At 73.9% G+C, this 22,084-nt stretch carries 20 protein-coding genes, 3 tRNA genes and 1 riboswitch; of the genes, 13 read left to right on the plus strand and 10 right to left on the minus strand.

Annotated features, from left to right (window positions below; all coding sequences use genetic code 11):
- Positions 1-37 precede the first annotated feature (37 nt).
- The 7 genes from D5H75_RS20200 (at position 38) to bldD (ending at position 7,888) form a co-directional block, all read left to right on the plus strand.
- On the plus strand, positions 38-1,501 hold the full coding sequence (locus D5H75_RS20200) for an amino acid permease (RefSeq protein WP_119928048.1): 1,464 nt from the start codon (positions 38-40) through the stop codon (positions 1,499-1,501).
- A gap of 76 nt (positions 1,502-1,577) precedes the next feature.
- Complete coding sequence (locus D5H75_RS20205; RefSeq protein WP_119928049.1) at positions 1,578-2,813, plus strand: arginine deiminase; 1,236 nt, start codon at positions 1,578-1,580, stop codon at positions 2,811-2,813.
- 28 nt (positions 2,814-2,841) lie between these two features.
- Positions 2,842-3,846, plus strand: coding sequence for an ornithine carbamoyltransferase (argF, locus tag D5H75_RS20210; protein ID WP_119928050.1), 1,005 nt, complete (start codon positions 2,842-2,844; stop codon positions 3,844-3,846).
- 5 nt (positions 3,847-3,851) lie between these two features.
- The gene (gene arcC / locus D5H75_RS20215) at positions 3,852-4,787 is read left to right on the plus strand and encodes a carbamate kinase (protein WP_119928051.1); all 936 of its coding nucleotides are present in this window, start codon (positions 3,852-3,854) and stop codon (positions 4,785-4,787) included.
- Positions 4,788-4,789: 2 nt separating this feature from the next.
- Complete coding sequence (locus D5H75_RS20220; protein WP_119928052.1) at positions 4,790-6,202, plus strand: amino acid permease; 1,413 nt, start codon at positions 4,790-4,792, stop codon at positions 6,200-6,202.
- Positions 6,203-6,212: 10 nt separating this feature from the next.
- Positions 6,213-7,103: a universal stress protein gene (locus D5H75_RS20225; RefSeq protein WP_119928053.1), complete on the plus strand. Its 891-nt coding sequence runs from the start codon at positions 6,213-6,215 to the stop codon at positions 7,101-7,103.
- Between the two features lie 290 nt (positions 7,104-7,393).
- Positions 7,394-7,888: a transcriptional regulator BldD gene (gene bldD, locus D5H75_RS20230; RefSeq protein WP_119928054.1), complete on the plus strand. Its 495-nt coding sequence runs from the start codon at positions 7,394-7,396 to the stop codon at positions 7,886-7,888.
- 280 nt (positions 7,889-8,168) lie between these two features.
- Here bldD and D5H75_RS20235 read toward each other — a convergent pair whose 3' ends face one another.
- Positions 8,169-8,645, minus strand: coding sequence for a YbaK/EbsC family protein (locus D5H75_RS20235; RefSeq protein WP_119928055.1), 477 nt, complete (start codon positions 8,643-8,645; stop codon positions 8,169-8,171).
- 91 nt (positions 8,646-8,736) lie between these two features.
- On the opposite strand from D5H75_RS20235, the gene D5H75_RS20240 reads away from it, so the two are divergent.
- Positions 8,737-9,549: a L,D-transpeptidase family protein gene (locus D5H75_RS20240; protein ID WP_242454380.1), complete on the plus strand. Its 813-nt coding sequence runs from the start codon at positions 8,737-8,739 to the stop codon at positions 9,547-9,549.
- Positions 9,550-9,808: 259 nt separating this feature from the next.
- Here D5H75_RS20240 and D5H75_RS20245 read toward each other — a convergent pair whose 3' ends face one another.
- The gene (locus D5H75_RS20245) at positions 9,809-10,771 is read right to left on the minus strand and encodes a helix-turn-helix transcriptional regulator (RefSeq protein WP_119928056.1); all 963 of its coding nucleotides are present in this window, start codon (positions 10,769-10,771) and stop codon (positions 9,809-9,811) included.
- 52 nt (positions 10,772-10,823) lie between these two features.
- Between D5H75_RS20245 and D5H75_RS20250 the strand changes: the two genes are divergently transcribed.
- Both D5H75_RS20250 and D5H75_RS20255 read left to right on the plus strand, forming a co-directional pair.
- Complete coding sequence (locus tag D5H75_RS20250) at positions 10,824-12,200, plus strand: FAD-binding oxidoreductase (protein ID WP_242454381.1); 1,377 nt, start codon at positions 10,824-10,826, stop codon at positions 12,198-12,200.
- Positions 12,201-12,911: 711 nt separating this feature from the next.
- The gene (locus D5H75_RS20255; RefSeq protein WP_119928058.1) at positions 12,912-13,346 is read left to right on the plus strand and encodes an SAV_6107 family HEPN domain-containing protein; all 435 of its coding nucleotides are present in this window, start codon (positions 12,912-12,914) and stop codon (positions 13,344-13,346) included.
- A gap of 324 nt (positions 13,347-13,670) precedes the next feature.
- Here D5H75_RS20255 and D5H75_RS20260 read toward each other — a convergent pair whose 3' ends face one another.
- From D5H75_RS20260 to D5H75_RS20275, 4 genes are all read right to left on the minus strand, one after another.
- Complete coding sequence (locus D5H75_RS20260) at positions 13,671-15,920, minus strand: hypothetical protein (RefSeq protein ID WP_119928059.1); 2,250 nt, start codon at positions 15,918-15,920, stop codon at positions 13,671-13,673.
- A gap of 1 nt (position 15,921) precedes the next feature.
- Positions 15,922-15,993: transfer RNA gene (locus D5H75_RS20265), tRNA-Pro, on the minus strand.
- Positions 15,994-16,154: 161 nt separating this feature from the next.
- A tRNA-OTHER gene (locus D5H75_RS20270) sits at positions 16,155-16,225 on the minus strand.
- A 152-nt stretch (positions 16,226-16,377) separates the two neighbouring features.
- Positions 16,378-16,448 (minus strand) — tRNA-OTHER (locus D5H75_RS20275).
- A 204-nt stretch (positions 16,449-16,652) separates the two neighbouring features.
- On the opposite strand from D5H75_RS20275, the gene D5H75_RS20280 reads away from it, so the two are divergent.
- On the plus strand, positions 16,653-17,222 hold the full coding sequence (locus D5H75_RS20280) for a GNAT family N-acetyltransferase (protein WP_242454382.1): 570 nt from the start codon (positions 16,653-16,655) through the stop codon (positions 17,220-17,222).
- On the opposite strand, the gene metF is transcribed toward D5H75_RS20280, so the two are convergent.
- The 4 genes from metF to D5H75_RS20300 form a co-directional block, all read right to left on the minus strand.
- Complete coding sequence (gene metF, locus D5H75_RS20285; protein ID WP_119928060.1) at positions 17,165-18,109, minus strand: methylenetetrahydrofolate reductase [NAD(P)H]; 945 nt, start codon at positions 18,107-18,109, stop codon at positions 17,165-17,167. The genes D5H75_RS20280 and metF overlap by 58 nt on opposite strands.
- A 236-nt stretch (positions 18,110-18,345) precedes the next feature.
- Positions 18,346-19,440: a polyprenyl synthetase family protein gene (locus tag D5H75_RS20290; RefSeq protein WP_119928061.1), complete on the minus strand. Its 1,095-nt coding sequence runs from the start codon at positions 19,438-19,440 to the stop codon at positions 18,346-18,348.
- Positions 19,441-19,549: 109 nt separating this feature from the next.
- Positions 19,550-20,194, minus strand: a complete 645-nt coding sequence (gene thiE / locus D5H75_RS20295; RefSeq protein ID WP_119928062.1) for a thiamine phosphate synthase — start codon at positions 20,192-20,194, stop codon at positions 19,550-19,552.
- Positions 20,172-20,543: an Rv2175c family DNA-binding protein gene (locus D5H75_RS20300; RefSeq protein ID WP_119928063.1), complete on the minus strand. Its 372-nt coding sequence runs from the start codon at positions 20,541-20,543 to the stop codon at positions 20,172-20,174. The genes thiE and D5H75_RS20300 overlap by 23 nt, the downstream gene beginning before the upstream one ends.
- A gap of 181 nt (positions 20,544-20,724) precedes the next feature.
- Positions 20,725-20,836: riboswitch (TPP riboswitch) on the plus strand.
- On the opposite strand from D5H75_RS20300, the gene thiO reads away from it, so the two are divergent.
- Together thiO and thiS are read left to right on the plus strand one after the other, a co-directional pair.
- A complete protein-coding gene (thiO, locus tag D5H75_RS20305) occupies positions 20,830-21,885 on the plus strand; it encodes a glycine oxidase ThiO (RefSeq protein WP_119928064.1) in 1,056 nt (351 codons plus the stop codon). (Overlaps the previous riboswitch by 7 nt.)
- Positions 21,882-22,082 carry a sulfur carrier protein ThiS gene (gene thiS, locus D5H75_RS20310; RefSeq protein WP_119928065.1) on the plus strand — a complete coding sequence of 67 codons (201 nt, stop codon included), beginning with the start codon at positions 21,882-21,884 and terminating at the stop codon, positions 22,080-22,082. Before thiO ends, thiS begins: the two co-directional genes overlap by 4 nt.
- Positions 22,083-22,084: the final 2 nt, after the last annotated feature.

The following is a 22,084-nucleotide window of genomic DNA, read 5'->3' on the forward strand; positions in this document are numbered from 1 at the left end:
TGGGGGAACGCGGTTACACGTGTCGGGGGGCACGCGCATGGGAGAGCATCGACGGGGCAGCCCGTGGGCGGCCGGCGGGCCGGGGGCCACGAGGGCGGACGAGGCGGCGCGCGACGCCGATCGCGCCGTCCCCCGGCAGGTGGGCAAGGCGCCCAGCCCGCCGAGGAAGACCGTGGAGCCGCCGCGGCAGGGCGGCACGCTCGGCCTGCCGATGGCCACCGCGCTGGTCGTGGGCAACATCGTGGGCACGGGGATCTTCCTGCTGCCCGCGACGCTCGCGCAGTACGGCGTGGTCAGCCTGGTGGCGTTCGGGATCGTGACGATCGGGGCGCTGGCGCTGGCGGTCGTGTTCGGGCGGCTGGGCTCGCGCGTGCCGGCGGCGGGCGGGCCGTACGCCTACGCCCGCGACGCCTTCGGGGAGTTCCCCGGGTTCTGGACGGCCTGGTCGTTCTGGATCACCGCGTGGGCGGGCAACGCGGGCATCGCGGTGGCCTGGGTGGGCTACGTCAACTACTTCCTGCGCTGGGAGTCCACGCTCGGGCACATCGTGATCGGGCTGGTCGCGGTGTGGGTGCCCGCGCTGGTCAACCTGACCGGCGTGAAGAACGCGGGGAGCTTCCAGCTCGTCACCGCGATCCTCAAGTTCGTCCCGCTGATCCTCGTGGGCGTCGTCGGCCTGTTCTTCATGAGGGCCGAGAACTTCGGGCCGTTCAACGCCACCGGCGGCTCCCTGCTCGCGGCGATCTCGATCGCGGGGGCGGTGCTGCTGTTCTCGTACTCCGGCGTGGAGAGCGCGTCGATCGCCGCCGAGAAGGTGCGCGACCCGGCCCGCAACATCGGCCGGGCCACCATCCTCGGCACGCTCGCCTGCGCCGCGCTGTACCTGCTCAGCACGGTCGCGATCTTCGGCACCGTGCCGCACGGCCAGCTCGTGAGGTCCGAGCGGCCGTTCGCCGACGCGATCGACCACATGTTCGGCGGCGGCGTCTGGGGCGCTCTGGTCGCCGCCTGCGCGATCATCTCGGGCATCGGCGCGCTCAACGGCTGGACCCTGCTGGTCGCCGAGATGCCGCGGGCCGCCGCCGCGGACGGCCTGTTCCCGCGCGTGTTCCAGCGGCTCGAACGCGGCAACGTGCCGTTCGTCGGGATCATCGCCGGCGCGGTGCTGACCTCGCTGACGCTCCTGCTCAACTACCTCGGCGGCGGCGGCGACCAGGTGTTCCAGAACATCCTGCTGCTGGCCACCTTCACCACGGTCATCCCGTACTTCTTCGCCGCCTGCGCCCAGCTCTACTGGCTGACCACGGAGGGGCGGCGGGTCGACCACAGGCACCTGGCCAGGGACGTGATCCTCGCGGTGCTGGCCATCCTCTTCTCGCTGTGGATGGCCTACGGGGCGGGGCCGACGGCGGTCTTCCAGGGCGTGCTCATGCTGCTGGTCGGGGTGCTCGTCTACGTGTGGGTCAAGGCCGCCAAGGGCCGGTACGGCGCGGCCGTCTGATTCCGGCCGCCCGCCCGGAGGCCGGTTCCGGCCGGTCTCCGGGGGGGCGGGCCGGACGAGATCTGGGGAGGACAGCATGACATTCCACGTCGACTCCGAGGTGGGCACCCTGCGCGAGGTGCTCGTGCACAAGCCCGAGTTGTCGCTCAAGCGGCTCACGCCGACCAACAAGGACGACCTGCTCTTCGACGACGTGCTCTGGGTGCAGCGGGCGATGGAGGAGCACGAGGAGTTCCAGGAGGTGCTGCGCGGCCGCGGCGTGCGGGTGCACCTGCTGCTGGACCTGCTGACCGAGACGATGGACATCCCCGAGGCCCGCGCGCACGTCCTGGGCCAGGTGGTGGACGAGCGGTTCTTCGGCCCCGCGGCCGTGGACTCGATCCACGGCGCCCTCGCGGCGATGCCCGCGGCCGACCTGGCGCGTCACCTGGTGGGCGGGCTGACCAAGGCCGAGCTGCTGGAGCACGTGGACGAGCCGCGCAGCATCGTGCTGCGCATCATGGGCCCGGAGGACTTCATCCTCTCCCCGCTCCCGAACCACCTGTTCACGCGGGACACCTCGTGCTGGATCTACAACGGGGTCTCGATCAACGCCATGCGCAAGAAGGCGCGCATGCCGGAGACGGTCAACCTGGAGGCGATCTACCGCTGGCACCCGATGTTCGCCTCCGGGTACGGCAGGCCCGAGGGCTTCCAGGTGTGGAACGAGGGCCAGTCGTCGGCCCCGGCCTCGATGGAGGGCGGCGACGTGCTGGTCATCGGCAACGGCGCCGTCCTGGTGGGCATGAGCGAGCGCACGCAGCCGCAGGCCGTGGAGATGCTCGCGCAGCGGCTGTTCGCGGCGGGGTCCGCGACCCGGATCGTGGCGCTGCTGATGGCGAAGAAGCGGGCGTTCATGCACCTGGACACCGTGATGACGATGATCGACCGGGGCGTGTTCACCAAGTACGCCGGCATGGGGATGCTCCCCTCGTTCGTCGTCGAGCCGGGTGACGCGGAGAAGGAGCTGCGGATCACGCCGCGCCCGCCCGAGGACATGCACAAGGTGATCGCCGAGGCGCTCGGCCTGGACGAGATCAGGGTGCTCACGGCCAAGCAGGACGTGCACGCGGCCGAGCGGGAGCAGTGGGACGACGGCTGCAACGGGCTCGCGGTGGCCCCCGGCGTGATCGTCGCCTACGAGCGGAACACGACGACCAACAACTACCTCCGGGCCAGCGGCATCGAGGTGCTCACGATCAGCGGCAGCGAACTGGGGCGCGGGCGCGGGGGCCCGCGCTGCATGAGCTGCCCGCTGGTGCGCGAGGCCTGAGCGGCGGCGCGGGACGACAGGGGGGACCATGGCAGTCAACCTGCGGGGGCGCAGCTTCCTCAAGGAGCTGGACTTCACCGGCGAGGAGCTGAAGTTCCTCGTCACGCTCTCGGCCGCCCTGAAGGCGGCCAAGAACGCCGGGACGGAGAAGCCCCGGCTCACGGGCAAGAACATCGCCCTGATCTTCGAGAAGACCTCGACGCGCACCCGCTGCGCCTTCGAGACCGCGGCCTTCGACCAGGGCGCGAACACCACGTTCCTGGACCCGCAGTCCTCACAGATCGGGCACAAGGAGTCGGTCAAGGACACCGCCCGGGTGCTCGGGCGCATGTTCGACGGCATCGAGTTCCGCGGCAAGGCGCAGAAGCACGTCGAGGAGCTGGCGGAGTACTCCGGGGTGCCGGTGTGGAACGGGCTGACCGACGAGTGGCACCCGACCCAGATGATCTCCGACATGCTCACCATGCGGGAGCAGAGCCCCGGCAAGGACTGGCTGGACCTGTCGTTCGCCTACCTGGGCGACGCCCGCAACAACATGGGCAACTCGCTCACCGTCACCGGGGCCAAGCTCGGGCTGGACGTGCGCATGGTCGCCCCGCGCGACCTGTGGCCGGGCGACGAGGTGGTGGGCCCGGCGCGCGAGATCGCGGACCGGACCGGGGCGCGGATCACCCTCACCGAGGACGTCGCCGAGGGCGTGCGCGGCGTGGACTTCGTCTACACCGACGTGTGGGTCTCCATGGGCGAGCCCAAGGAGCGGTGGGACGAGCGGATCCGGCTGCTCAAGCCGTACCAGGTGAACCGGGACGTGATCGCGGCCACCGGCAACCCGCGGGTGAAGTTCATGCACTGCCTGCCCGCGTTCCACAACCGCGAGACCCAGGTGGGCGAGGAGATCTACCAGCACACCGGGCTGGACGCGCTGGAGGTGACCGAGGAGGTCTTCGAGGGGCCGCACTCGATCGTCTGGGACCAGGCCGAGAACCGGCTGCACACGATCAAGGCGATCATGGTCGCCACCCTGGGGAGCTGACGCGGATGCGGGTGGTGGTGGCGCTCGGCGGCAACGCCCTGCTGCGGCGGGGCGAGAAACCCGACGCCGACGTGCAGCGCCGCAACGTCGCGGCCGCCGTGCGGTCGCTGGCCCCGATCGCACGCGAGCACGAGCTGGTGGTGACGCACGGGAACGGCCCCCAGGTCGGCGTGCTGGCGCTGCAGAGCGCGGCCGACCGATCGCTGTCCCAGCCGTACCCGTTCGACGTCCTCGGCGCGGAGACCCAGGGCATGATCGGCTACTGGCTGCTCCAGGAGCTCCAGAACGAGCTGCCCGACCGGCAGATCTGCGCGCTGATCAACCAGACGCTGGTGTCGATGGCCGACCCCGCGTTCGGCAACCCGACCAAGTTCGTCGGGCCCGTCTACACCGAGCAGGAGGCCCGGACGCTGGCCGCCGAGCGCGGCTGGGAGGTGCGCAGGGACGGCGACCACTGGCGCCGCGTGGTGCCCTCGCCCCGGCCGCAGCGGGTGATCGAGACGCGGGTGATCCGGCGGCTGCTCGGCTCGGGCGCGATCGTGGTGTGCGCGGGCGGCGGCGGGGTCCCGGCGATCCGCAACGAGCGGGGCCGCCTGGAAGGCGTCGAGGCGGTCGTGGACAAGGACCTGACGGCCTCGCTGCTGGCCGAGGCGCTGGAGGCCGACGCGCTGCTGCTGCTCACCGACGTGCCGCGGGTGATGCGCGGCTTCGGCACCGACCACCAGGAGGAGATCGGCAAGACGACCCCGGCCGCGCTGCGCCGCGAGGAGTTCCCCGCGGGCTCGATGGGGCCCAAGGTGGACGCGGTGTGCCGGTTCGCCGAGCTGACCGGGGACATGGCGGCGATCGGGGCGCTGGAACAGGCGGCCGACATACTCGCGGGCCACGCGGGAACGATCGTCACGCCCACCGGTCGTTACCCGCAGACCCCGGAAGCCTGATCATGGCATCGACGTTGCGACGGCTCCTCCGCACCAAGCCCATCGACGAGATCGTCCAGGAGGGCGGCCAGGGCGAGGGCGGCGAACTGCGCCGCACCATGTCCCTGCTCCAGCTCACGATGTTCAGCGTGGGCGCCACCCTGGGCACGGGCATCTTCGTCGTGCTGGGCGAGGCCGTCCCGCTGTCCGGGCCCGCGATCGTGGTCTCGTTCGTGCTGGCCGGCCTGACCGCGCTGTTCTCCGCCCTGTCGTACGCCGAGCTGGCCGGGACCATCCCGGTGTCGGGCTCGTCGTACTCCTACGCGTACGCCACCCTCGGCGAGATCATCGCCTGGGTCAGCGGCTGGTGCCTGATGCTGGAGTACGCCGTCTCGGTGTCGGCGGTGGCCGTGGGCTGGGGCCAGTACATCAACGAGTTCGTCGGCAAGCTCTTCGGCGTCCGGCTGCCCGAGGTGCTGTCCAACCCGCCGGGCGAGGGCGGGGTGTTCAACGCGCCCGCCCTGGCCGTCGTGCTGATCGCGGCGTTCCTGCTGCTGCGCGGCACCTCGGAGAGCGCCACGGTCAACACGATCATGGTGTTCATCAAGATCGTGGTGCTGCTCTTCTTCTGCGTGATCGCGTTCACGGCGTTCCGGGCGGGCAACCTCGCGCCGTTCGCGCCGATGGGCGTGGCGGGCATCAGCGCGGCCGGGGCCAAGGTCTTCTTCTCCTACATCGGCTTCGACGCCGCCTCCACGGCGGGAGAGGAGGCCAAGGACCCGCGGCGCGACCTGCCCCGGGCGATCGTGCTGTCGCTGGCGATCGTCACGGCCGTCTACGTGCTCGTCGGGCTGGCCGCGGTCGGCGTGCTGCCCTGGCGCGAGTTCGCGGGGGCCGAGGCGTCCCTGGCGATGGTGCTCGACCACGTCACCGGCGCCGCCTGGCCGTCGATCATCCTGTCCTTCGGCGCGGTGGTCGCGATCGCCAGCGTCGTGCTGACGGTGATGTACGGCCAGACGCGCATCCTGTTCGCGATGTCCCGCGACGGGCTCATCCCGAAGGTCTTCCAGCGGGTCAGCGCCCGGCGGCAGGTCCCCACGGCCAACACGCTCATCGTGACGGCGTTCGTGGGGCTGCTCGCCGGGCTCGTCGAGCTGGGCCGGCTCGCCGACGCCACCAGCATCGGCACGCTGTTCGCCTTCGCCATCGTCAACGTCGGCGTGATGGTGCTCCGCCGTACCCGGCCCGACCTGCGCCGGAGCTTCCGGACGCCGTTCTTCCCGATCACGCCGCTGCTGGGCGTGTTCTTCTGCGCCTACCTGATGATCAAGCTCGACTCGGGCACCTGGACGGCCTTCCTGAGCTGGATGGCGCTCGGGCTGGTCATCTACTTCTCCTACAGCTACCGGCACTCCCGGCTGGCCTCCCAGTCATGAGGCTCTCACCATGAAGTTCGACCACGTCCTCGTCGGATACGTCCCCGACCGCCGCGGCAGGGACGCTCTCGCGCTCGCCGCGCTGATCGCCCGGACGGCGGGCGCCGCGCTCTCCGTCGCCCACGTCAACCCGGCCGCCTGGGACACTCCCTCGCCCGGCCGGGTGGACGCCGAGTGGCGTTCCTACCTGCGAGAACGCGCCAAGTCCGCGCTGGAGGAGGCGGCCGGGCTGCTCTCGGACGCGGAGCTGCCGCACCCGCCCGACCTCGTGGTGCACGCCCACCGCGGCAGCGGGCGCGGGCTGAGCGAGGTCGTCTCCAAGGTCGGCGCGGACCTCGTCGTGATCGGCTCGGCGCCCGGCCGCTCCGCCGGGCACATCACCGTCGGCAGCACCGCCGACCAGCTCCTGCACGGCTCGCGGGTGCCCGTGGCGCTCGCCCCCAAGGGGTACGGCGAGCGCCCGCCGCGCGAGCTGGAGCGGCTGAGCGTGGCCTACCGGCGCGAGCCGGAGGCCGATGACGCGGTGGCGCTCGCGGCGCGGGCGGCGGGGCGCTACGACGTGCCGCTGCGGCTGCTGACGCTGATGGTGCGGCGGGCGGGGGCCACCCGGATCGAGGGCGAGATGCTGGACCTGGCGCACGAGCAGCTCGAGGCCGACCTGGCCGCCTCGGCGAAGGAGAGCCGGCGCCGGGCCACCGTGACGACCGAGGTCCTGGAGGGACCGAACGTGGCCAAGGCGCTGGCGGGGACCGAGTGGCTGCGCGGGGAGATGCTGGTCTGCGCGTCCAGCGCCAGCGGGCCGATCCGCAAGGTCTTCATGGGCGACATGTCGCTGAAGATCCTGCGGGCGGCCACGATCCCGGTGATGGTGCTCCCCCGCGCCGCCGTCAGGACCAGGTGAGGGGAGGTGAGAGGGGCGTGAGGGCCGTGCGGGGCGTCGCGGGCCGTGCCCACTCTCCGCCAAGCGGGACGTTCGGGACCGGACGGATGAGCTGTGTTTTTTCCAATCAGCTTGACCTTCGGGCTCCACGGCTTTACCGTCACTGTCCGTAACCACTCCTCGTGGCGTACCCGGACATACCGGACCCCTCGGCTGGGCTTCCCCCGCCCCGCCGACACCGGGTGCGTGTTCTCCGCGGGGTGGAGCACAATTCCATTGAAACCGCACACAGAGAGCCGGGGGGCCAAACGATGCCGTCTGAGTACGCCAAGTCGCTGGGTGCACGACTCCGCGCCATCCGCACCCAGCAGGGACTGTCCCTACACGGAGTCGAGGAGAAGTCCCGCGGGCGCTGGAAGGCCGTGGTCGTGGGTTCCTACGAGCGCGGCGACCGCGCCGTGACCGTGCAGAAGCTGGCCGAGCTGGCCGACTTCTACGGGGTGCCCGTCTCCGAGCTCCTGCCGGGAGGCGCCGCGCCGAGCCCGCTCGGCCCGACCCCCAAGCTGGTCATCGACCTGGAGCGGCTGGCCCAGCTCCCCAAGGAGAAGGCCGGTCCCCTCGCCCGCTACGCCGCCACGATCCAGAGCCAGCGCGGCGACTACAACGGCAAGGTCCTGTCCATCCGCCAGGAGGATCTGCGCTCCCTGGCCGTCATCTACGACAAGTCGCCCAGCGAGCTCACCGAGGAGCTCATCAGCTGGGGCGTCCTGGACGCCGAGGCCCGGCGCGCCGTCGAGGCCTTCTGACGACAACCACCCCTGGCACCACGGGGCCGGACCGCTCACCGCGGTCCGGCCCTTTCCCTTTTCCGGCCCGGCTCCCCCCGCCCGGTCACGTGCGGCTCGCGCCCCCGCCGCTCGTGAGGCCCGCCCCCGCCGCCCGTACGGCTCGCACCGCTGAGACCCGCCCCCGCCTCCCGTACGGCTCGCGACGGCGCCTCCTGTACGGCTCATGATCGCGCCTCCCGTGCGGCTCGCGACCGCGCCGCCTCCGACGTACGGCGCGGATGGGACCCGGGGCGCGGGGTCAGGTGACCTCGGCCGGGGTGCCCCCGGTGACGCGGACCAGTTCGTCGAAGGTGGTCGGGAAGACCGTGTGAGGGTGGCCCGCGGCGGCCCAGACGGTCCCGTGCTTCATGAGCCAGGTGTCCACCAGCGTGCGGAGCGGCGCGGGGTGGCCAACCGGCGCGACGCCGCCGATGGGCTGGCCGGTCGCGGCCCGGACGAACTCCGGGGTCGCGCGGCGCACCTTCTCCACGCCGACGAGGGCGGCGACGCGGGCGGTGTCCACGCGGTGGGCGCCGCTGGTGAGGACCAGCAGGGGGTCGCCGCCGGCGTCGAAGACCAGGCTGTTGGCGATCGCGCCGACCTCGCAGCCGAGCTGGGCGGCGGCCGCGGCGGCGGTCGGGGCGGGCTCCGGCAGCACGACGACCTCGCCGGTCACGCCGAGCGCGACCAACCTGTTACTGACGTGCAAGGCGTTCGCAGGCAACTTTTCAGGCACGAAGACAACTCTAAGTGTGTGAACGTCCCCCCCGAGCGCGACAATCGTGACCCACGGGGAGTTTGTTACATATGTGAATGGGGTCTGATTTATGCGTACATCTAGGAAGGTTGCCGGACTCGGTGCCCTGGCCGCCGCGATCGTGATGATCACCTCTGGGGGCGCCGAGGCGGCCGCCGCCAAGCCCTCCCTCGCGCCGGTGACGGCGGCCGCTCCGGTGATCCCCACCGCCACGGCCGAGCCCGCCCCCACGACGGCCACCGCCCCCGTCAAGCGCAAGACGCTGCGGCCGGGCATGAAGGGCGCCGAGGTCAAGGCCCTCCAGCTCCGCCTGCAGGCGCTCGGGTACGACCCGGGCAAGATCGACGGGAGGTTCGGCGACGCCGTGCGGATGGCCGTCTGGGCGTTCCAGAAGGTCAACGGCATCAAGCCGAGCGCGGCCGTGGGCACCAAGACGTGGAAGGCGCTGGACAAGCCGCGCACGCCCAAGGTCCTCGTGCCCAAGGGCAAGCCCACCCGCGTCGAGGTGGACCTGCGCAAGCAGGTCATGTACCTCTACAAGAACGGCCGCCTGGTCCAGATCAACCACATCTCCTCCGGCACGCGCGTGCCGTACTGCGAGACGGTGACCTACCAGGGCAAGAAGATGCGCAACTGCGGTGACGCGATCACCCCGACCGGCAACTTCAAGACCGGCCGCCGCGTGAAGGGCTGGCACGTCGCGCCGCTGGGCCGGCTGTACAACCCGATCTTCTTCGTGGGCGGTATCGCGTTCCACGGCTCCGTGGGCAACAACGTGCCGCTGTACCCGGCCTCGCACGGCTGCGTCCGCGTCCCGATGCACATCGCGGAGAAGCTGCCGAAGATCCTCGGCACGGGCGTCCCGGTGCACGTCCGCCGATAACGCCTCCCAGCCCGCCGGCCTCGCCACCTCCCATCACCCTGGCGAGGCCGGCGCCATGTCCGGGGTCCTTCTGCCGCCGCCCCTTCCCGGAGGTCCCCGCCGCCCCTTCCCGGAGGTCCCCGCCGCCCCTTCCCGGAGGTCCCCGCCGCACCCCTCCGGCGGTCCTCACCGCGCCCCTTCGCGCCCCTCCGGAGGTCCCCGCCACGTGCCCGGCCGGCCGTACGCCCGGGGAGAGGCCCGCCCCGCCGTACGGGCCGCGTCATCCGGCGGGGGCGCGCAGGCGCTCGCGGACGCGGTCGAGGTGCTCGCGCAGCTCGGGCGGGCCCTCCAGGGTGAAGTCGGCGTCCAGGGAGACCAGCTCGGCCGCGATCCGGTTGAGGGAGTCCGCGCCGAACCGCACCCGGCAGGTGCGCGTGTCGATCGGCTCGACCCGGTCCCGCACGGGCAAGGGCAGCCGCGCCAGCACGGTCTCCGCCGGGGCCGAGACCGTCGCGACGGCGCGGTAGCGGTACGGCGTGAGCGCCACCGTCCGCGCGACGTGCGCGACCGGGTCCGGCGCGGGACGCCGGGTGAACCGCCACCGCACGGGCCGCGGCTCGCTGATCCGGTCCACCCGGAAGACCCGCCAGTCCGCCCGGTCCGGGTCGTAGGCCAGCAGATACCACAGCCCGTGGATGCTGACCAGGTTGTACGGCTCGACGCGGCGCGAGGTGGCCGTCCCGGCGCGGCTGCGGTGCCCGAACGCCACCATCTCCCGGTCCCGGATCGCCGACGCGAGCACCCCCAGCGCCTCCGGGTCCACCCTGGGCAGTCCCGCCCGCTCCACCGGGGTCACGGTCTCGGCGATCGCGTCGAAGCGGGCGCGCAGCCGTACCGGGAGCACGTGGCGCAGCTTGGCCAGCGCCCGCGCGGACGGCTCCGCGAGGTCGGCGACGCTCGTGCCGGACGCCGTGAGCAGCACCACCGCGACCGCCACGGCGACGGCCTCGTCGTCCTCCAGCAGCAGCGGCGGCAGCGCCCGGCCGGAGGCCAGCCGGTATCCCCCGGCGGTGCCCGTCGTGCTCTCCACCGGATAGCCCAGGTCGCGCAGGCGGTCCACGTCCCGGCGCACGGTCCGGCCGCTGACGCCCAGCCGTTCGGACAGCTCCGCGCCCGACCACTCCCGGCGGTTCTGCAGCAGCGACAGCAGGCGGAGCAGGCGGCCCGGCAGGTCCTTCGTCATGTCCCGATTCTCGCTCGCTTGCGGACAGGTTCTGGCCTCAAGGGCTCCTAGCGTGGGTCCCGACCGACCGATCGAGGGAGAGGACGAGGACATGATCCGCGTGGAGGGTTCCGTCTACCGGCCCGGCGACCCCGGATACGACGCCGAACGCGACGGGTTCCAGCTCCATGGTCAGCACCGGCCGGACGTGATCGTCGCCGCCGCGGGGGCCGCCGACGTGCGCGCCGCCGTGGAGTACGCCGTGGAGCGCGGGCTTCCCGTAGCGGTGCAGGCCAGCGGCCACGGGCTCGCGGAGACGGCCGAGGGCGGCGTGCTGATCAGCACGAGGGCGATGGACGGCGTGCGGGTGGACCCGGCGGCGGGGACCGCGTGGGTCGAGGCGGGCGCGCGCTGGGAGAAGGTGATCGCCGAGGCCGGGCGGCACGGGCTCGCGCCACCCTCGGGCAGCTCGCCGAACGTCGGCGCGGTGGGATACACCCTGGGCGGCGGCATGGGCCTGCTCGCGCGGCAGTACGGCTACGCGGCCGACCACGTGCGCGCGTTCGAGGTGGTCACGGCCGACGGGCGGGCGCGCCAGGTGACGCCCGGCGACGAGCTGTTCCGCGCGCTGCTGGGCGGCGGCGGCAACTTCGGCGTGGTGACCGGGATGGAGATCGGGCTGCTGCCGGTCGCCCGGCTGTACGGCGGGGGCCTGTACTTCGACTCCACGGCCGAGGTGCTGGAGGCGTGGCGGGCCTGGACCGAGACCGTGCCCGACGAGCTGACCTCGGCGATCGCCATGGTCCCGCTGCCCGACGCGCCCGTCATCCCCGAGCCGCTGCGCGGGCGCCACGTCACCCACGTCCGCGTCGCGTACACCGGGGACGCCGAGTCCGGGGAGCGGCTGGTCGCGCCGTTGCGCTCCGCCGGGGAGGTCCTCATGGAGCGGCTCGGCGACATGCCGTACACCGAGTCCCACACGATCAGCGACGACCCGCCGCACCCGCACGCGTACGCCGGGGCCGGGACGCTGCTGACCGAGCTGGACAGCGCGGCGGCGTTCGCGGTGGCCGGGCCCTCGGCGGAGGTGCCGACCGTGCTCCAGGTCCGCCACCTGGGCGGCGCCCTCGCCAAGCCGTCGCCGGCGGTGATCGGCCACCGCGAGGCGCGCTACGTCCTCCACGTGGTCGCCGGCCTCGACGACCCGGACACCCCCGGCGGCCCCGGCGCCCAGGACGTGGAGGCCGTGCGCGCCTACCAGCGCCGCCAGATGGACGCGCTCGGCGGGGTCGGCACGTTCCTCAACTTCCACTGCGGCCCCGCCACCGAGTCCGAGGTCGCCGCGGCCTACGACCCCGACGTCTACCAGGACCTCCGCCGCCTCAAGGCCACCTACGACCCCGCCAACACCTTCCGCCTCAACCACAACATCCCCCCAGCCTCCGCATAGCGCCCTCCTCACCCCAGCCCCGGGCCCCTCTCCCCCCGCCCGGGGCTCCGTCGCATCCGCAGCCCCGTTCCCTCACCACCACGGCGGCTTCGCCATACGCCCGCCACCCCCACTCACGCGCGCCCCGCCCCTCCCGCCCCGCCGAGAACGCCGCCCTCCCCCGCGCGAGCCCTCCCCCGCGACGCCCCCACCTCGCCGTGATCATGCGATTTCGATCACAAGGTGTGCGCAAAACCGCATGATCACGGCGAGGGAAAGGGGGCGGGAGGAGGTTCGGGGGGCGCGAGGCCCTGGGCATGGCGTCCAGGGACGTAGAGGCCGGGAGCGTGGAGAGCCCCGCCGCGCGGGGCGCGGGGGCCAAGGGGGCGGGCGTCGGGGGGCGGTGGGGTGGGGTTGTTGACAGGCGGGGTGGGGGTGGAGTTGAGGGCGGCGGAAATGTCGGTGGGGATGGATATGTTCGCAGGAGTGGAGGGCATGGATCGAACGCCTGTTCGGAGTTTCGCTTGACTTGATCTTGCGATCGAATCTATGTTCGAAGAAGTGGTGCGGGACTCGCGGCCCGCGCCTGGGCAGTGGGTCCCGGTGGACCGCCGTCGGCGGAGGCGGCGAGCCGGGTCCCATCGGCCGGACGGGGAGAGGGGAAGCTCCTCGTCCGGCCCCGCCCCGGCGTGGAGCGATCCGGCATACGTGCTCCAAAGGGGAGGCAGCACAATGGCTCGACCGACCAGCGACCTGGCCCGCCCCCGGGTCTCGGAGACGGCACTCGCCCAGCTCGACGACGCACGCACCCTTCTCGCCGACGCCCGCGAGGCCCGTGCCTCCGCGGACCGCTACTCCATGGCCCACCGCGCGGCCCTGCGCGCCACCGCCGCCGTCCTCTCGGTCAAGGCGCGCCCCACCGCCAGCCGCCGCCTGCGCAGCGCCTGGGAGCTCCTCCCGGCCGCCGCGCCCGAGCTCACCGAGTGGGCCTCGTTCTTCGCGACCACCGCCGTCAAGCGCGCCTCCGCCGAGGCGGGCGTCCTCCACGCCGTCACCCCCGTCGAGGCCGACGCCCTCATCCACGACGTGGAGACCTTCATCAACACCGTCGAAGCGCTCCTCGACATCCCCAGCCAGCCGGTCCTCCCCATCCCCCTGGCCGGCTGACCCCCGCGGCCGGCCAGGCCCGCGGGCCCGCCCTCCCACTCAGGGCGGGCCCGCGGCACCCCCGCCCCGGCCCCCACGCCACCCGGCACTCGGGGCGCCCCGGCTCGTCCCGCACCCGTCACCAGCCCTCCACGGCGCAGGTGACGCGCTCACCGGCGCCATCGCGCGCACACCGCGAACCCACGCGACACGCCGACTCGAACAGCGGCGGTCCGGCGGCGCCGGAGAAGCGGCCGCATCCCGATGGCTCGCACCCCGACCCACCGCCCGGCCGAGGCCGGGCGGTGGATCTCATGGCGGCGGAGACCGGGGAGCCCGCGGGCGTCAGGGGGCGGCGGCCATCCAGTGGCGGGTGGTGGTCCAGCCGCGGAGGCGCCGGGCCTCGCCGGCGGTGCCGTCCGGGGCGAACTCACCGCCTGCCGCCACGTGCCGCAGGCCCGCGACGGCCGGGGTGAGACGCGCGCGGGTGGGGGCCGGGACCGCGGCGAGGCGGCGGTCCAGCTCGTCCGCGAAGTCCAGCGGGTCGCCCGCGCCGGGCAGGGACAGGAAGAAGATCATGTGCCGCCAGGCGTACGCCGCGTCCTTGATCGTGGACAGCGGTCGCGGGTTGCCCCGCACCCGCCCGGTGAGCGTGACCGCCGTGGCGAAGGCGCGCAGCGCGAGCTCCCGCCAGCCCGCCGCCGGCCGCGCCCCCGCGCGGAGCACCAGCGTGGCGAGGTTGTGCGTGGTCAGGATCTGCGCGTTCTCGATCACCACCCCGTTCTCGGCGGGCCTCCCCCACGAGCCCGTGGACCCGCACATCCGGTCGAACTCCGCCGAGGTCGCCGCGCCCCGCCCCGCGCCCCGCCGTACGTCGGGGACGGCCGCGACCGCCGCGTAGTCGATCCCGTAGTACCGCTCGTAGAGGCCGCCGCGCAGCAGCTCCCCGGCGATCTTGGCCGCCGCGGGGAACTTGCCGGAGAACGTGCCCATGAAGATGTCGGCGGCCAGCTCCTCCACCCACGGCAGCCGCTCCCCCGCCTCCTCGGACAGCGCGGCCAGCTCCCGCACGAACGGGTTCGGCGGCAGCGTGCCCGGGAACGCGTCGAGCGCCAGCTCCCCGAGGCGGCGCAGCGCGGCGTGCGCGTCGTCGCGCGAACCCGCGTCCGCGGCCCGGTGCCGGGCGGCGGCCCGCACCCACGGCAGCTCGTCCAGCCGCACCTGGTGCTCCAGGTTGAGCAGCAGCAGCGACCGGCGGCGGCGGAAGGCCAGGTAGTTCGCGGCCATCAGCGACCGCAGGGCGTCGTCGGCGTACGGCGCGGCGGTGGCGGCCGCGGCGATCCGGGGCACGAGCGTGGCCAGCACCTCGGCGGACGGCACCACCCCGGCCTCGATCAGCTCCTCGGCCGTGCCGGCGTACGCCCGCCGTACGACGCGCGCGATCGACGGCGGGATCGGCGTCCCCGCGGGCACGCCCGGCGCCTCGCCCTCGCGGGCGGGGGCGAGGACGGCCTCCACGTCGCGGATGCCGTGGTCCGGCGGCAGGTCCGCCAGCCGGGCGACGACGACGCGGGCCAGCAGGTGGTGCGCCGGGATGGACGCCTCGGCCGCCTGCCTCGCCCGGAGCGCGGCGTGCCGCTCCTCCCCCGGCCGCCCGCGCCGCGCGACCATCGAGTCCACGGCCCGCTGGAGCAGCCCGGCGGCGCGCGGGGTGAGCGCCCGCCCCGCCACGGTCTCCTCCAGCGCGGAGCGCAGGATGGCCAGGTTCTCCTTGGGCTTGCGGTGCTTGGCGCAGCGCGTGTGCGCCGCCGCCAGCTCCCGGTAGCGCGCGAGCAGGGCGGCGGCCCGGTCCCGCCACTCACCGTCCGTCCGCGCGCCCACGCGGCCGTCCTCGGCCGTGTCCAGCCACAGGGCCAGCAGTTCGTCGGCGAACGGGTTCCAGACCGTCAGCGCCTCGCGCATCGTCTCGACCCGCGCGTTCGGCTCGCACCCGGACACGCCGTCGCGCGCCTCGCCCGCCGTCTCACGCCACATCACCTCGGGGTCCGGCGGCGGGGCGTCGGCCGGGGCGGGGGCGAACCGCAGCAGGCCGGCGTACGGCGAGACCGCCTCCAGCACCTCCAGCGCGCCCTCGCGGTCGCCGGCCCGCAGCAGCCAGGCCACGACCGGCAGCGCGGCCTCCTCGGGGAACTCCACCCGGTAGGCGCCGCCGTCGAGCAGCTCGCCGAGCCCGGCCAGCCCCTCCTCGGTGAGGTGGTGGGCGAAGAGCGCCTTCCGCTCGGGCCGCACCCCGGCGCGCGCGGCCAGTTCCGCCTCGTGCCGTGTCAGCGGGCCGCCCGCGGCCGGGGTCCCGGTGGCGAACCCGCCCCGGACCACCTCGGGCGTCACCCACGCGGGCAGGTCGGCCACCGGCGTCCGCGACCCGACGGTCAGCCTCCCCGAGAGCGTCCCCCCGAGCACCGCCGCCCAGCGCCGGACCCGCTCGCCGGCCCGCTCCCGGGTCGCCGCGTCCTCATGCGCCGCCGCCGTGAACAGCGCCTTGGCGAGCTGCCCCGCGGAATACCCGGCACCGGTGTGCCTGTCACTGCCTTCCATGCCAGCGTGGCGGGACTCGCACCCGCGCCCTCCGGGTCCCGAGCCCGGTGCTCCGCTGCTGAGCTACACGCTGATCGCGCCGGCCCCGGCGCTCCCCCGACGATAAGCGCGCGACCCCGCGCCGGCCACCCGATTTCTCCCCTTCGACCCCATCCGCCGCCGTCGTACGGCACGAGCCGGCGCGCGGGACGAGCACACGGGCCCCGCCGTACGAGCCCCGGCTCGTCGATCCGGCCGGCGTGGCGGGACTCGCACCCGCGCCCTCCGGGAGAAAGCCCGGTGCCCTGCTGCTGAGCCACACGCCGATCGCGCCCGCCCGGGCGCGGCCCCGATCCTAGACCGCCGGGCCCGCCGAGGTCATCCCCGTTTCCGCGACGCCGCCGGAGAGACGGACAGCAGGAAGGCCGGAGAGCCGGCGAAGCGGGGACGGGCCCCCGCGCCGGCGGCCGATCTCGGGCCGGCGTGGCGGGACTCGCACCCGCGCCCTCCGGGAGAAAGCCCGGTGCCCTGCTGCTGAGCCACACGCCGATCGCGTCATTTCCACGCGTTCCCTACGGTACGCCCCCGCCGTCCACGGCGTCCCGGATCTCGCCCGCCAGCGCCGTACGGCCGCCCGGGCGGGGGCCGTACGGGGGCCGTGCGGGGGCCACGGGTTGGGGGTCGGCGGGTATCGGTTTCGTCAAAGCGGGTGATAACCGCTATCCGGGCTGGAAGGCGGGTTAGTCTCGCGGCGTGGGCGAGGCGGAGTTGCAGCGGGTGGGCCGGGAGGGGTTTCCCGGGGTGCTCGACAGTGTGCTGGCGATCTACTCGGCGGCGATGCGGCCGCCGGGGGAGCAACTGGCGGGACGGCAGAGCATCATGCGGAACCACTCGGGCTATCCGGGGTTCTCGTGCTGGATCGCGCTGGAGGACGGCGCGCGCGTGGGGTTCGCGTACGGCTTCCACGGCGCGCCGGGCCAGTGGTGGCACGACGTCGTGCGCCGGGGGCTGGCCGAGGTGGGCGGCGAGGCGGCGGCGCGGGAGTGGTTCGCCGACCCGTTCGAGATCGCGGAGATCCACGTGCTGCCGGAGTACCAGGGGCGGGGCCTCGGCCGCCGCCTGCTGCACCGGCTGACCGGCGACCGGACGGAGCGGACGGCGCTGCTGTCGACGCACGACAGGCTCAGCGCCGCCCGGCATCTCTACCGCGACCTGGGGTTCGTGGACCTGCTGAGCGACTTCGAGTTCCCCGGCGGGACCGAGAGCTACGCGATCATGGGGGCGCGGCTGCCGCTGGCGGTCCAGCCGTCGAGCCGGCGGTAGACCTCGCGCGTCGCGCTGGACTTGTTGAACGTGATGAAGTGGATGCCCGGCGCGCCCTCGTCCAGCAGCCGCTGGCACAGCTCCGCGCCGTGCTCGACGCCGAGCCGCCGCACCGCCGCCGGATCGCCGGACACGGCCTCGAACCTCGCCGCCACCTCGGGCGGGAACGGCGCCCCGGAGAGCTGCTCGGACCGCGCGATCGTGCTCATCTGGGTGACCGGCATGATCCCCGGGATGATCGGCACGTCGCAGCCTCGCGCCGCCACCCGGTCGCGCAGCCGCAGGTAGTCCTCGGCGCGGAAGAACATCTGGGTGATCGCGAAGTCGGCCCCGGCGTCGCACTTGCGCACGAAGTAGTCGACGTCGGAGTCCACGTCGGGCGACCTGGGGTGTTTGTACGGGAACGCGGCCACGCCCACGCAGAAGTCCCCGGACTGGCGGATCAGCCGGACCAGGTCCTCGGCGTAGTGGACTCCCTCGGGGTGCGCCACCCACTCGCCCAGCGGGTCGCCGCCCGGGGGGTCGCCCCGCACGGCCAGGATGTTGCGCACGCCCGCCTCGGCGAACCGCCCGATCAGGTGCCGCAGCTCCCGGACCGAGTGGTTCACGGCGGTGAAGTGCGCCACCGGCGTCAGCGTCGTCTCCGTCGCGATCCGCTCCACCAGATCGACCGTGCGGTCGCGGGTCGAGCCGCCCGCGCCGTACGTCACGGACACGAAGGTCGGCCGCAGCGCCTCCAGCTCACGGATGGTGCGCCACAGGTTGCGCTCGCCGTCCTCCGTCTTCGGGGGGAAGAACTCGAACGAGAACGACCGCCCTCCCGCGGCGAGCAGCTCGCGGATCGTGGGCGGACGTCCTGGCAGGACCGAAGAGCGACCTAGCGACATGCCCTTTAGCGTAACGGCCCGCCCGTACCCCGTCCTCCGCCGCGTCCCGTCTTTCGGACCGGCCCCGTCCACTCCTTGGTACGGCCGCGCGGCGACGCCGTGCCGGGCGCCCGGCACGGGGGCGGCGACGGCCGCACGGTACGGCACGGCGGCGGCGCCGTGGGGTCGCGAGACGCGCATGCCGGGACGGGCACCGGGGTGCCGCCGGCCCGGCCGCGCCCGCCGTACCGGGCCGCTCAGGTCCTGCGGGAGGTGGCCGCGACGGCCAGGGCGTGCAGGGCCTCGCGGGCCTCGGCGGTGATCGGGGCGGCGGCGAGCCCGTCGAGGGCCGTCTCCAGGTATCCGGCGATCATGCGCTCCCCCGCGTCGAGGGCGCCGGTCTCGACGATGATCTCGCGCAGGGTCTCGACCCCGGCGACGTCGAGGGCCGGGTCGCCGAGGAGGGCGCGGACGGTGGCGGCCTGGGCGGGGGTCGCCGCCTCCAGGGCGCGGGCGATGAGGATGGTCCGCTTGCCCTCGCGCAGGTCGTCGCCCGCGGGCTTGCCCGTCTCGGCCGGGTCGCCGAACACGCCGAGGATGTCGTCGCGGAGCTGGAACGCCACGCCCACGTTGGTGCCGTAGGCGGCGCACAGCTCGTCGATCCAGTCCTCCGGCTTGTGGCCGAGGGCGGCCGTGGCCAGCATGAGGCCGATGTGCAGGGGGCGCTCGACGCTGTAGCGGGCGCTCTTGTGCACGGCCACGCGGTAGGCGCTCTCGACGGTGCCGGCCTCGCCCTTGGCCTGCTCCAGCAGGTCGAGGTACTGCCCGCACATCAGCTCGGTGCGCATCCGGTCGAACACCGGCCGCGCCGCGGCGAGCACCTCGCCGGGCAGCCCGGAGCCCTGGAAGAGCTGGTCGGACCAGACCAGGAACAGGTCGCCGAGCAGGATCGCGGCGCCCTCGCCGAACCGGCCGGGGCTGCCCTGCCACCCGGCCGCCCGGTGCAGCGCCTCGAACTTGCGGTGCGCCGACGGCATGCCGCGCCGCGTGTCGCTGCCGTCCATCACGTCGTCGTGCACGAGCGCGCTGCCCTGGAGCAGCTCCAGCGACGCCGCCGCCGCGAAGATCTCCGGCCGCCGGTCTCCCCCGGCGGCGCGCCAGCCCCAGTAGCAGAACGCCGGGCGCAGCCGCTTGCCCTCGGCCAGCAGATCGACGGCCGCGGCGTGCATCGGCGCCAGGTCCGGCCACCCGTCCATCCCCGGCCCCATGGCCTCAAGCTGAAGGTCCATGAACGCCCTGAGGGCGGCGTCGACCTCCGCGCGCACGTCGCGAAGGGGCCCGGTTCCGGTCATGCTCTGAGCCTAACGTCGTGGTACGACGCTCTGGCCCCGCGTCCCTCGCCCGCGGGGTGTGGCCCCCGTCACCGCCCGCCTCCCAGGTCGTACGGCCGCCGCCCGCGGATCAGGGCGGGCTGACCGACAGGCGGCGGGCGAACTCCTGCGCGGCGGCCCTGGGGTCCTCGGCCTCGGTGATGGCGCGCACGACGACCACGCGGGTGGCGCCGGCGGCGAGCACCTGGTCGAGGTTGGTCAGGTCGATGCCGCCGATGGCGAACCAGGGGCGGTCCGAGTCCAGGCTCGCGGCGTAGCGCACCAGGTCGAGTCCGGGCGCGTGGCGGCCGGGCTTGGTCGGGGTCGGCCAGACCGGGCCGGCGCAGTAGTAGTCCACGCCCTCCTCCTCGGACGCGGCCTTGGCCTCCTGCTCGGAGTGCGTGGACCGGCCGATGAGGATGTCCGGGCCGAGGATGTCGCGCGCGTGCCGTACCGGGAGGTCGTCCTGGCCCAGGTGGAGCACGTCCGGGCGGGCGGCGTGCGCGACGTCGGCCCGGTCGTTGACCGCGAGCAGGGTCCCGTGGCGCTCGCAGGCGCGCCGGAACACCTCCAGGAACTCCAGCTCCTGGCGGGCCTCCAGGGTCTTGTCGCGGAGCTGGACGATGTCCACCCCGCCCGACAGCGCCGCGTCGAGGAACTCCTCCAGGTCCCCCCGGTCGCGGCGCGCGTCGGTGCAGAGGTAGAGCCGGGACTCAGAAAGCGAGCGCTTGGGCACGCCGGTTCACTTCGCTGTGGCGGCCGGCCACGAGGGCCTCCGCCGGGGAGCCGGGCAGGGAGTCGTCGGCGGTGAAGAGCCACCGCAGCGACGCGACCTCGTCGTAGCCGGCGTCGGCGAGCACGGTGAGCGTCCCCGACAGGCCCTTGAGGATCTGCCCGTCCTTGATGAAGACCGCCGGGACGCAGAGCTGCCGGTCGCGGTGGACCCCGATGAGCTTGCGATCGCGGAGGTACTGCTTGGCGCGGCCGAGGGAGATCCCGAGCTGCTGGGCGGCCTCCGGGAGGGTGATCCACTGCCCGACGAGCTGCTCGGTCTCACGGTCGATCTGCGCAACTGAAAGCGTCACGCCACCACAACTACCACGCCGCGAGCCGCGGCAAACAACCCCGAGGTCCGGGAACGGGGCGTGACGATCACTGAATGCGCCCGCCCGTAAGCGCGAGGGATAAACTTGGGCGAAGCGCCGTGGTCCTCCGGGTGGGCCGTTCACACTAGCCCCGGTTCGCCCGGAGGGTCACGCGCCTTCCTGCACCACGCGCGGGAGCCCGGCGGGACCGGGCTGAGAGGAGGGCTGTCCGGCCCTCGACCGCCGAACCTGATCCGGGTCATACCGGCGAAGGGAGCGACCTGCGTTGACCCATGACGTGATCGTCGTCGGCGGCGGGATCATCGGCCTGTCCGTCGCCTGGCGCGCGGCGGCGGCCGGGCTGTCCGTCGCGGTGATGGACGCCCACACCGGCGGCGGCGCCTCGCACGCGGCGGCGGGCATGCTCGCCCCCGTCAGCGAGGTCACCTACACCGAGGAGCCGCTGCTCCGGATCGGCCTGGCGTCCCTGGACCTGTGGGGGGAGTTCGCCGCGGAGCTGGACGATCCGGCCACCCCCCTGGACTTCGGCACGTCGGGCACGCTGGAGGTCGCCGCGAGCGCGGACGACCTGGCCGTGCTCGACGACCTGGCCCGCTTCCAGGACAAGCTCGGCCTGCCGGTCGAGCGGCTGACCGGCCGCGAGTGCCGCCGCCTGGAACCCATGCTCGCCCCCGGGATCACCGGCGGGCTGCTCTGCGCGCGGGACGCCTGGGTGGACCCGCGCCGCGTCGTCACGGCCCTGCGCGTCCGGCTCCGGCGGCTCGGCGTCCCGCTGATCGAGGAGCGGGCCGAGCGCGTCGAGGACATCGACGCCGGGGCCGTCGTGCTCGCCGCGGGCTCCTGGTCCGGCGGGCTCGCCGCGCTGCCCGTACGGCCGGTCAAGGGCCAGATCCTGCGGCTGCGCGGGCCGAAGGGCTTCCTCGGGCGGACGGTGCGCGGCCTCGTCCGCGGCTCGCACGCCTACCTCGTGCCGCGCGGGGACGGCGAGCTGGTGCTCGGCGCGACCCAGGAGGAGATGGGCTTCGACACGACCGTGACCGCGGGCGGCGTGTGGGAGCTGCTGCGCGACGCCCGCGAGGTGGTGCCGGGCATCACCGAGCTGGAGCTGGCCGAGACCTACGCGGGCCTGCGCCCCGGCACGCCCGACAACCTGCCGCTCATCGGCCCGGTGCCCGGGACGCGCGTGATCGCCGCGACCGGGCACGGCCGCAACGGCGTCCTGCTCGCGCCCTTCACGGCCGAGACCGTCGTCCGCACGCTGACCGGCGGCGAGCCCGGGGAGCTCGCCGCCGCCTGCGATCCAGGGAGGTTCGCCCCATGAACGTGACCATCAACGGCGTCGGCCACGAGCTGCCCGACGGCGCGACCGTGGCGCAGGCCGTGCGCACGCTCACCGACCAGCGCAGCGGCGTCGCGGTCGCCGTCAACGACACGGTGATCACCCGGGGGACGTGGGACACCACCCCCCTCACCGAGGCGGACCGGGTCGAGGTGCTCACCGCGGTCCAGGGAGGCTGAAC

The sequence above is a fragment of the Bailinhaonella thermotolerans genome, assembly GCF_003594875.1.
GTDB classification, from domain to species: domain Bacteria; phylum Actinomycetota; class Actinomycetes; order Streptosporangiales; family Streptosporangiaceae; genus Bailinhaonella; species Bailinhaonella thermotolerans.

Bases quoted from the DNA above. Each gene is read 5' to 3' on its own strand.
- metF (WP_119928060.1), bottom strand. From the start codon at position 18,109: ATGTCGCTAGGTCGCTCTTCGGTCCTGCCAGGACGTCCGCCCACGATC.
- bldD (WP_119928054.1), top strand. From the start codon at position 7,394: ATGCCGTCTGAGTACGCCAAGTCGCTGGGTGCACGACTCCGCGCCATC.
- D5H75_RS20255 (WP_119928058.1), top strand. From the start codon at position 12,912: ATGGCTCGACCGACCAGCGACCTGGCCCGCCCCCGGGTCTCGGAGACG.
- arcC (WP_119928051.1), top strand. From the start codon at position 3,852: ATGCGGGTGGTGGTGGCGCTCGGCGGCAACGCCCTGCTGCGGCGGGGC.
- D5H75_RS20200 (WP_119928048.1), top strand. From the start codon at position 38: ATGGGAGAGCATCGACGGGGCAGCCCGTGGGCGGCCGGCGGGCCGGGG.
- D5H75_RS20205 (WP_119928049.1), top strand. From the start codon at position 1,578: ATGACATTCCACGTCGACTCCGAGGTGGGCACCCTGCGCGAGGTGCTC.
- thiS (WP_119928065.1), top strand. From the start codon at position 21,882: ATGAACGTGACCATCAACGGCGTCGGCCACGAGCTGCCCGACGGCGCG.
- D5H75_RS20240 (WP_242454380.1), top strand. From the start codon at position 8,737: ATGCGTACATCTAGGAAGGTTGCCGGACTCGGTGCCCTGGCCGCCGCG.
- argF (WP_119928050.1), top strand. From the start codon at position 2,842: ATGGCAGTCAACCTGCGGGGGCGCAGCTTCCTCAAGGAGCTGGACTTC.
- D5H75_RS20245 (WP_119928056.1), bottom strand. From the start codon at position 10,771: ATGACGAAGGACCTGCCGGGCCGCCTGCTCCGCCTGCTGTCGCTGCTG.
- D5H75_RS20225 (WP_119928053.1), top strand. From the start codon at position 6,213: ATGAAGTTCGACCACGTCCTCGTCGGATACGTCCCCGACCGCCGCGGC.
- D5H75_RS20290 (WP_119928061.1), bottom strand. From the start codon at position 19,440: ATGACCGGAACCGGGCCCCTTCGCGACGTGCGCGCGGAGGTCGACGCC.
- D5H75_RS20220 (WP_119928052.1), top strand. From the start codon at position 4,790: ATGGCATCGACGTTGCGACGGCTCCTCCGCACCAAGCCCATCGACGAG.
- D5H75_RS20260 (WP_119928059.1), bottom strand. From the start codon at position 15,920: ATGGAAGGCAGTGACAGGCACACCGGTGCCGGGTATTCCGCGGGGCAG.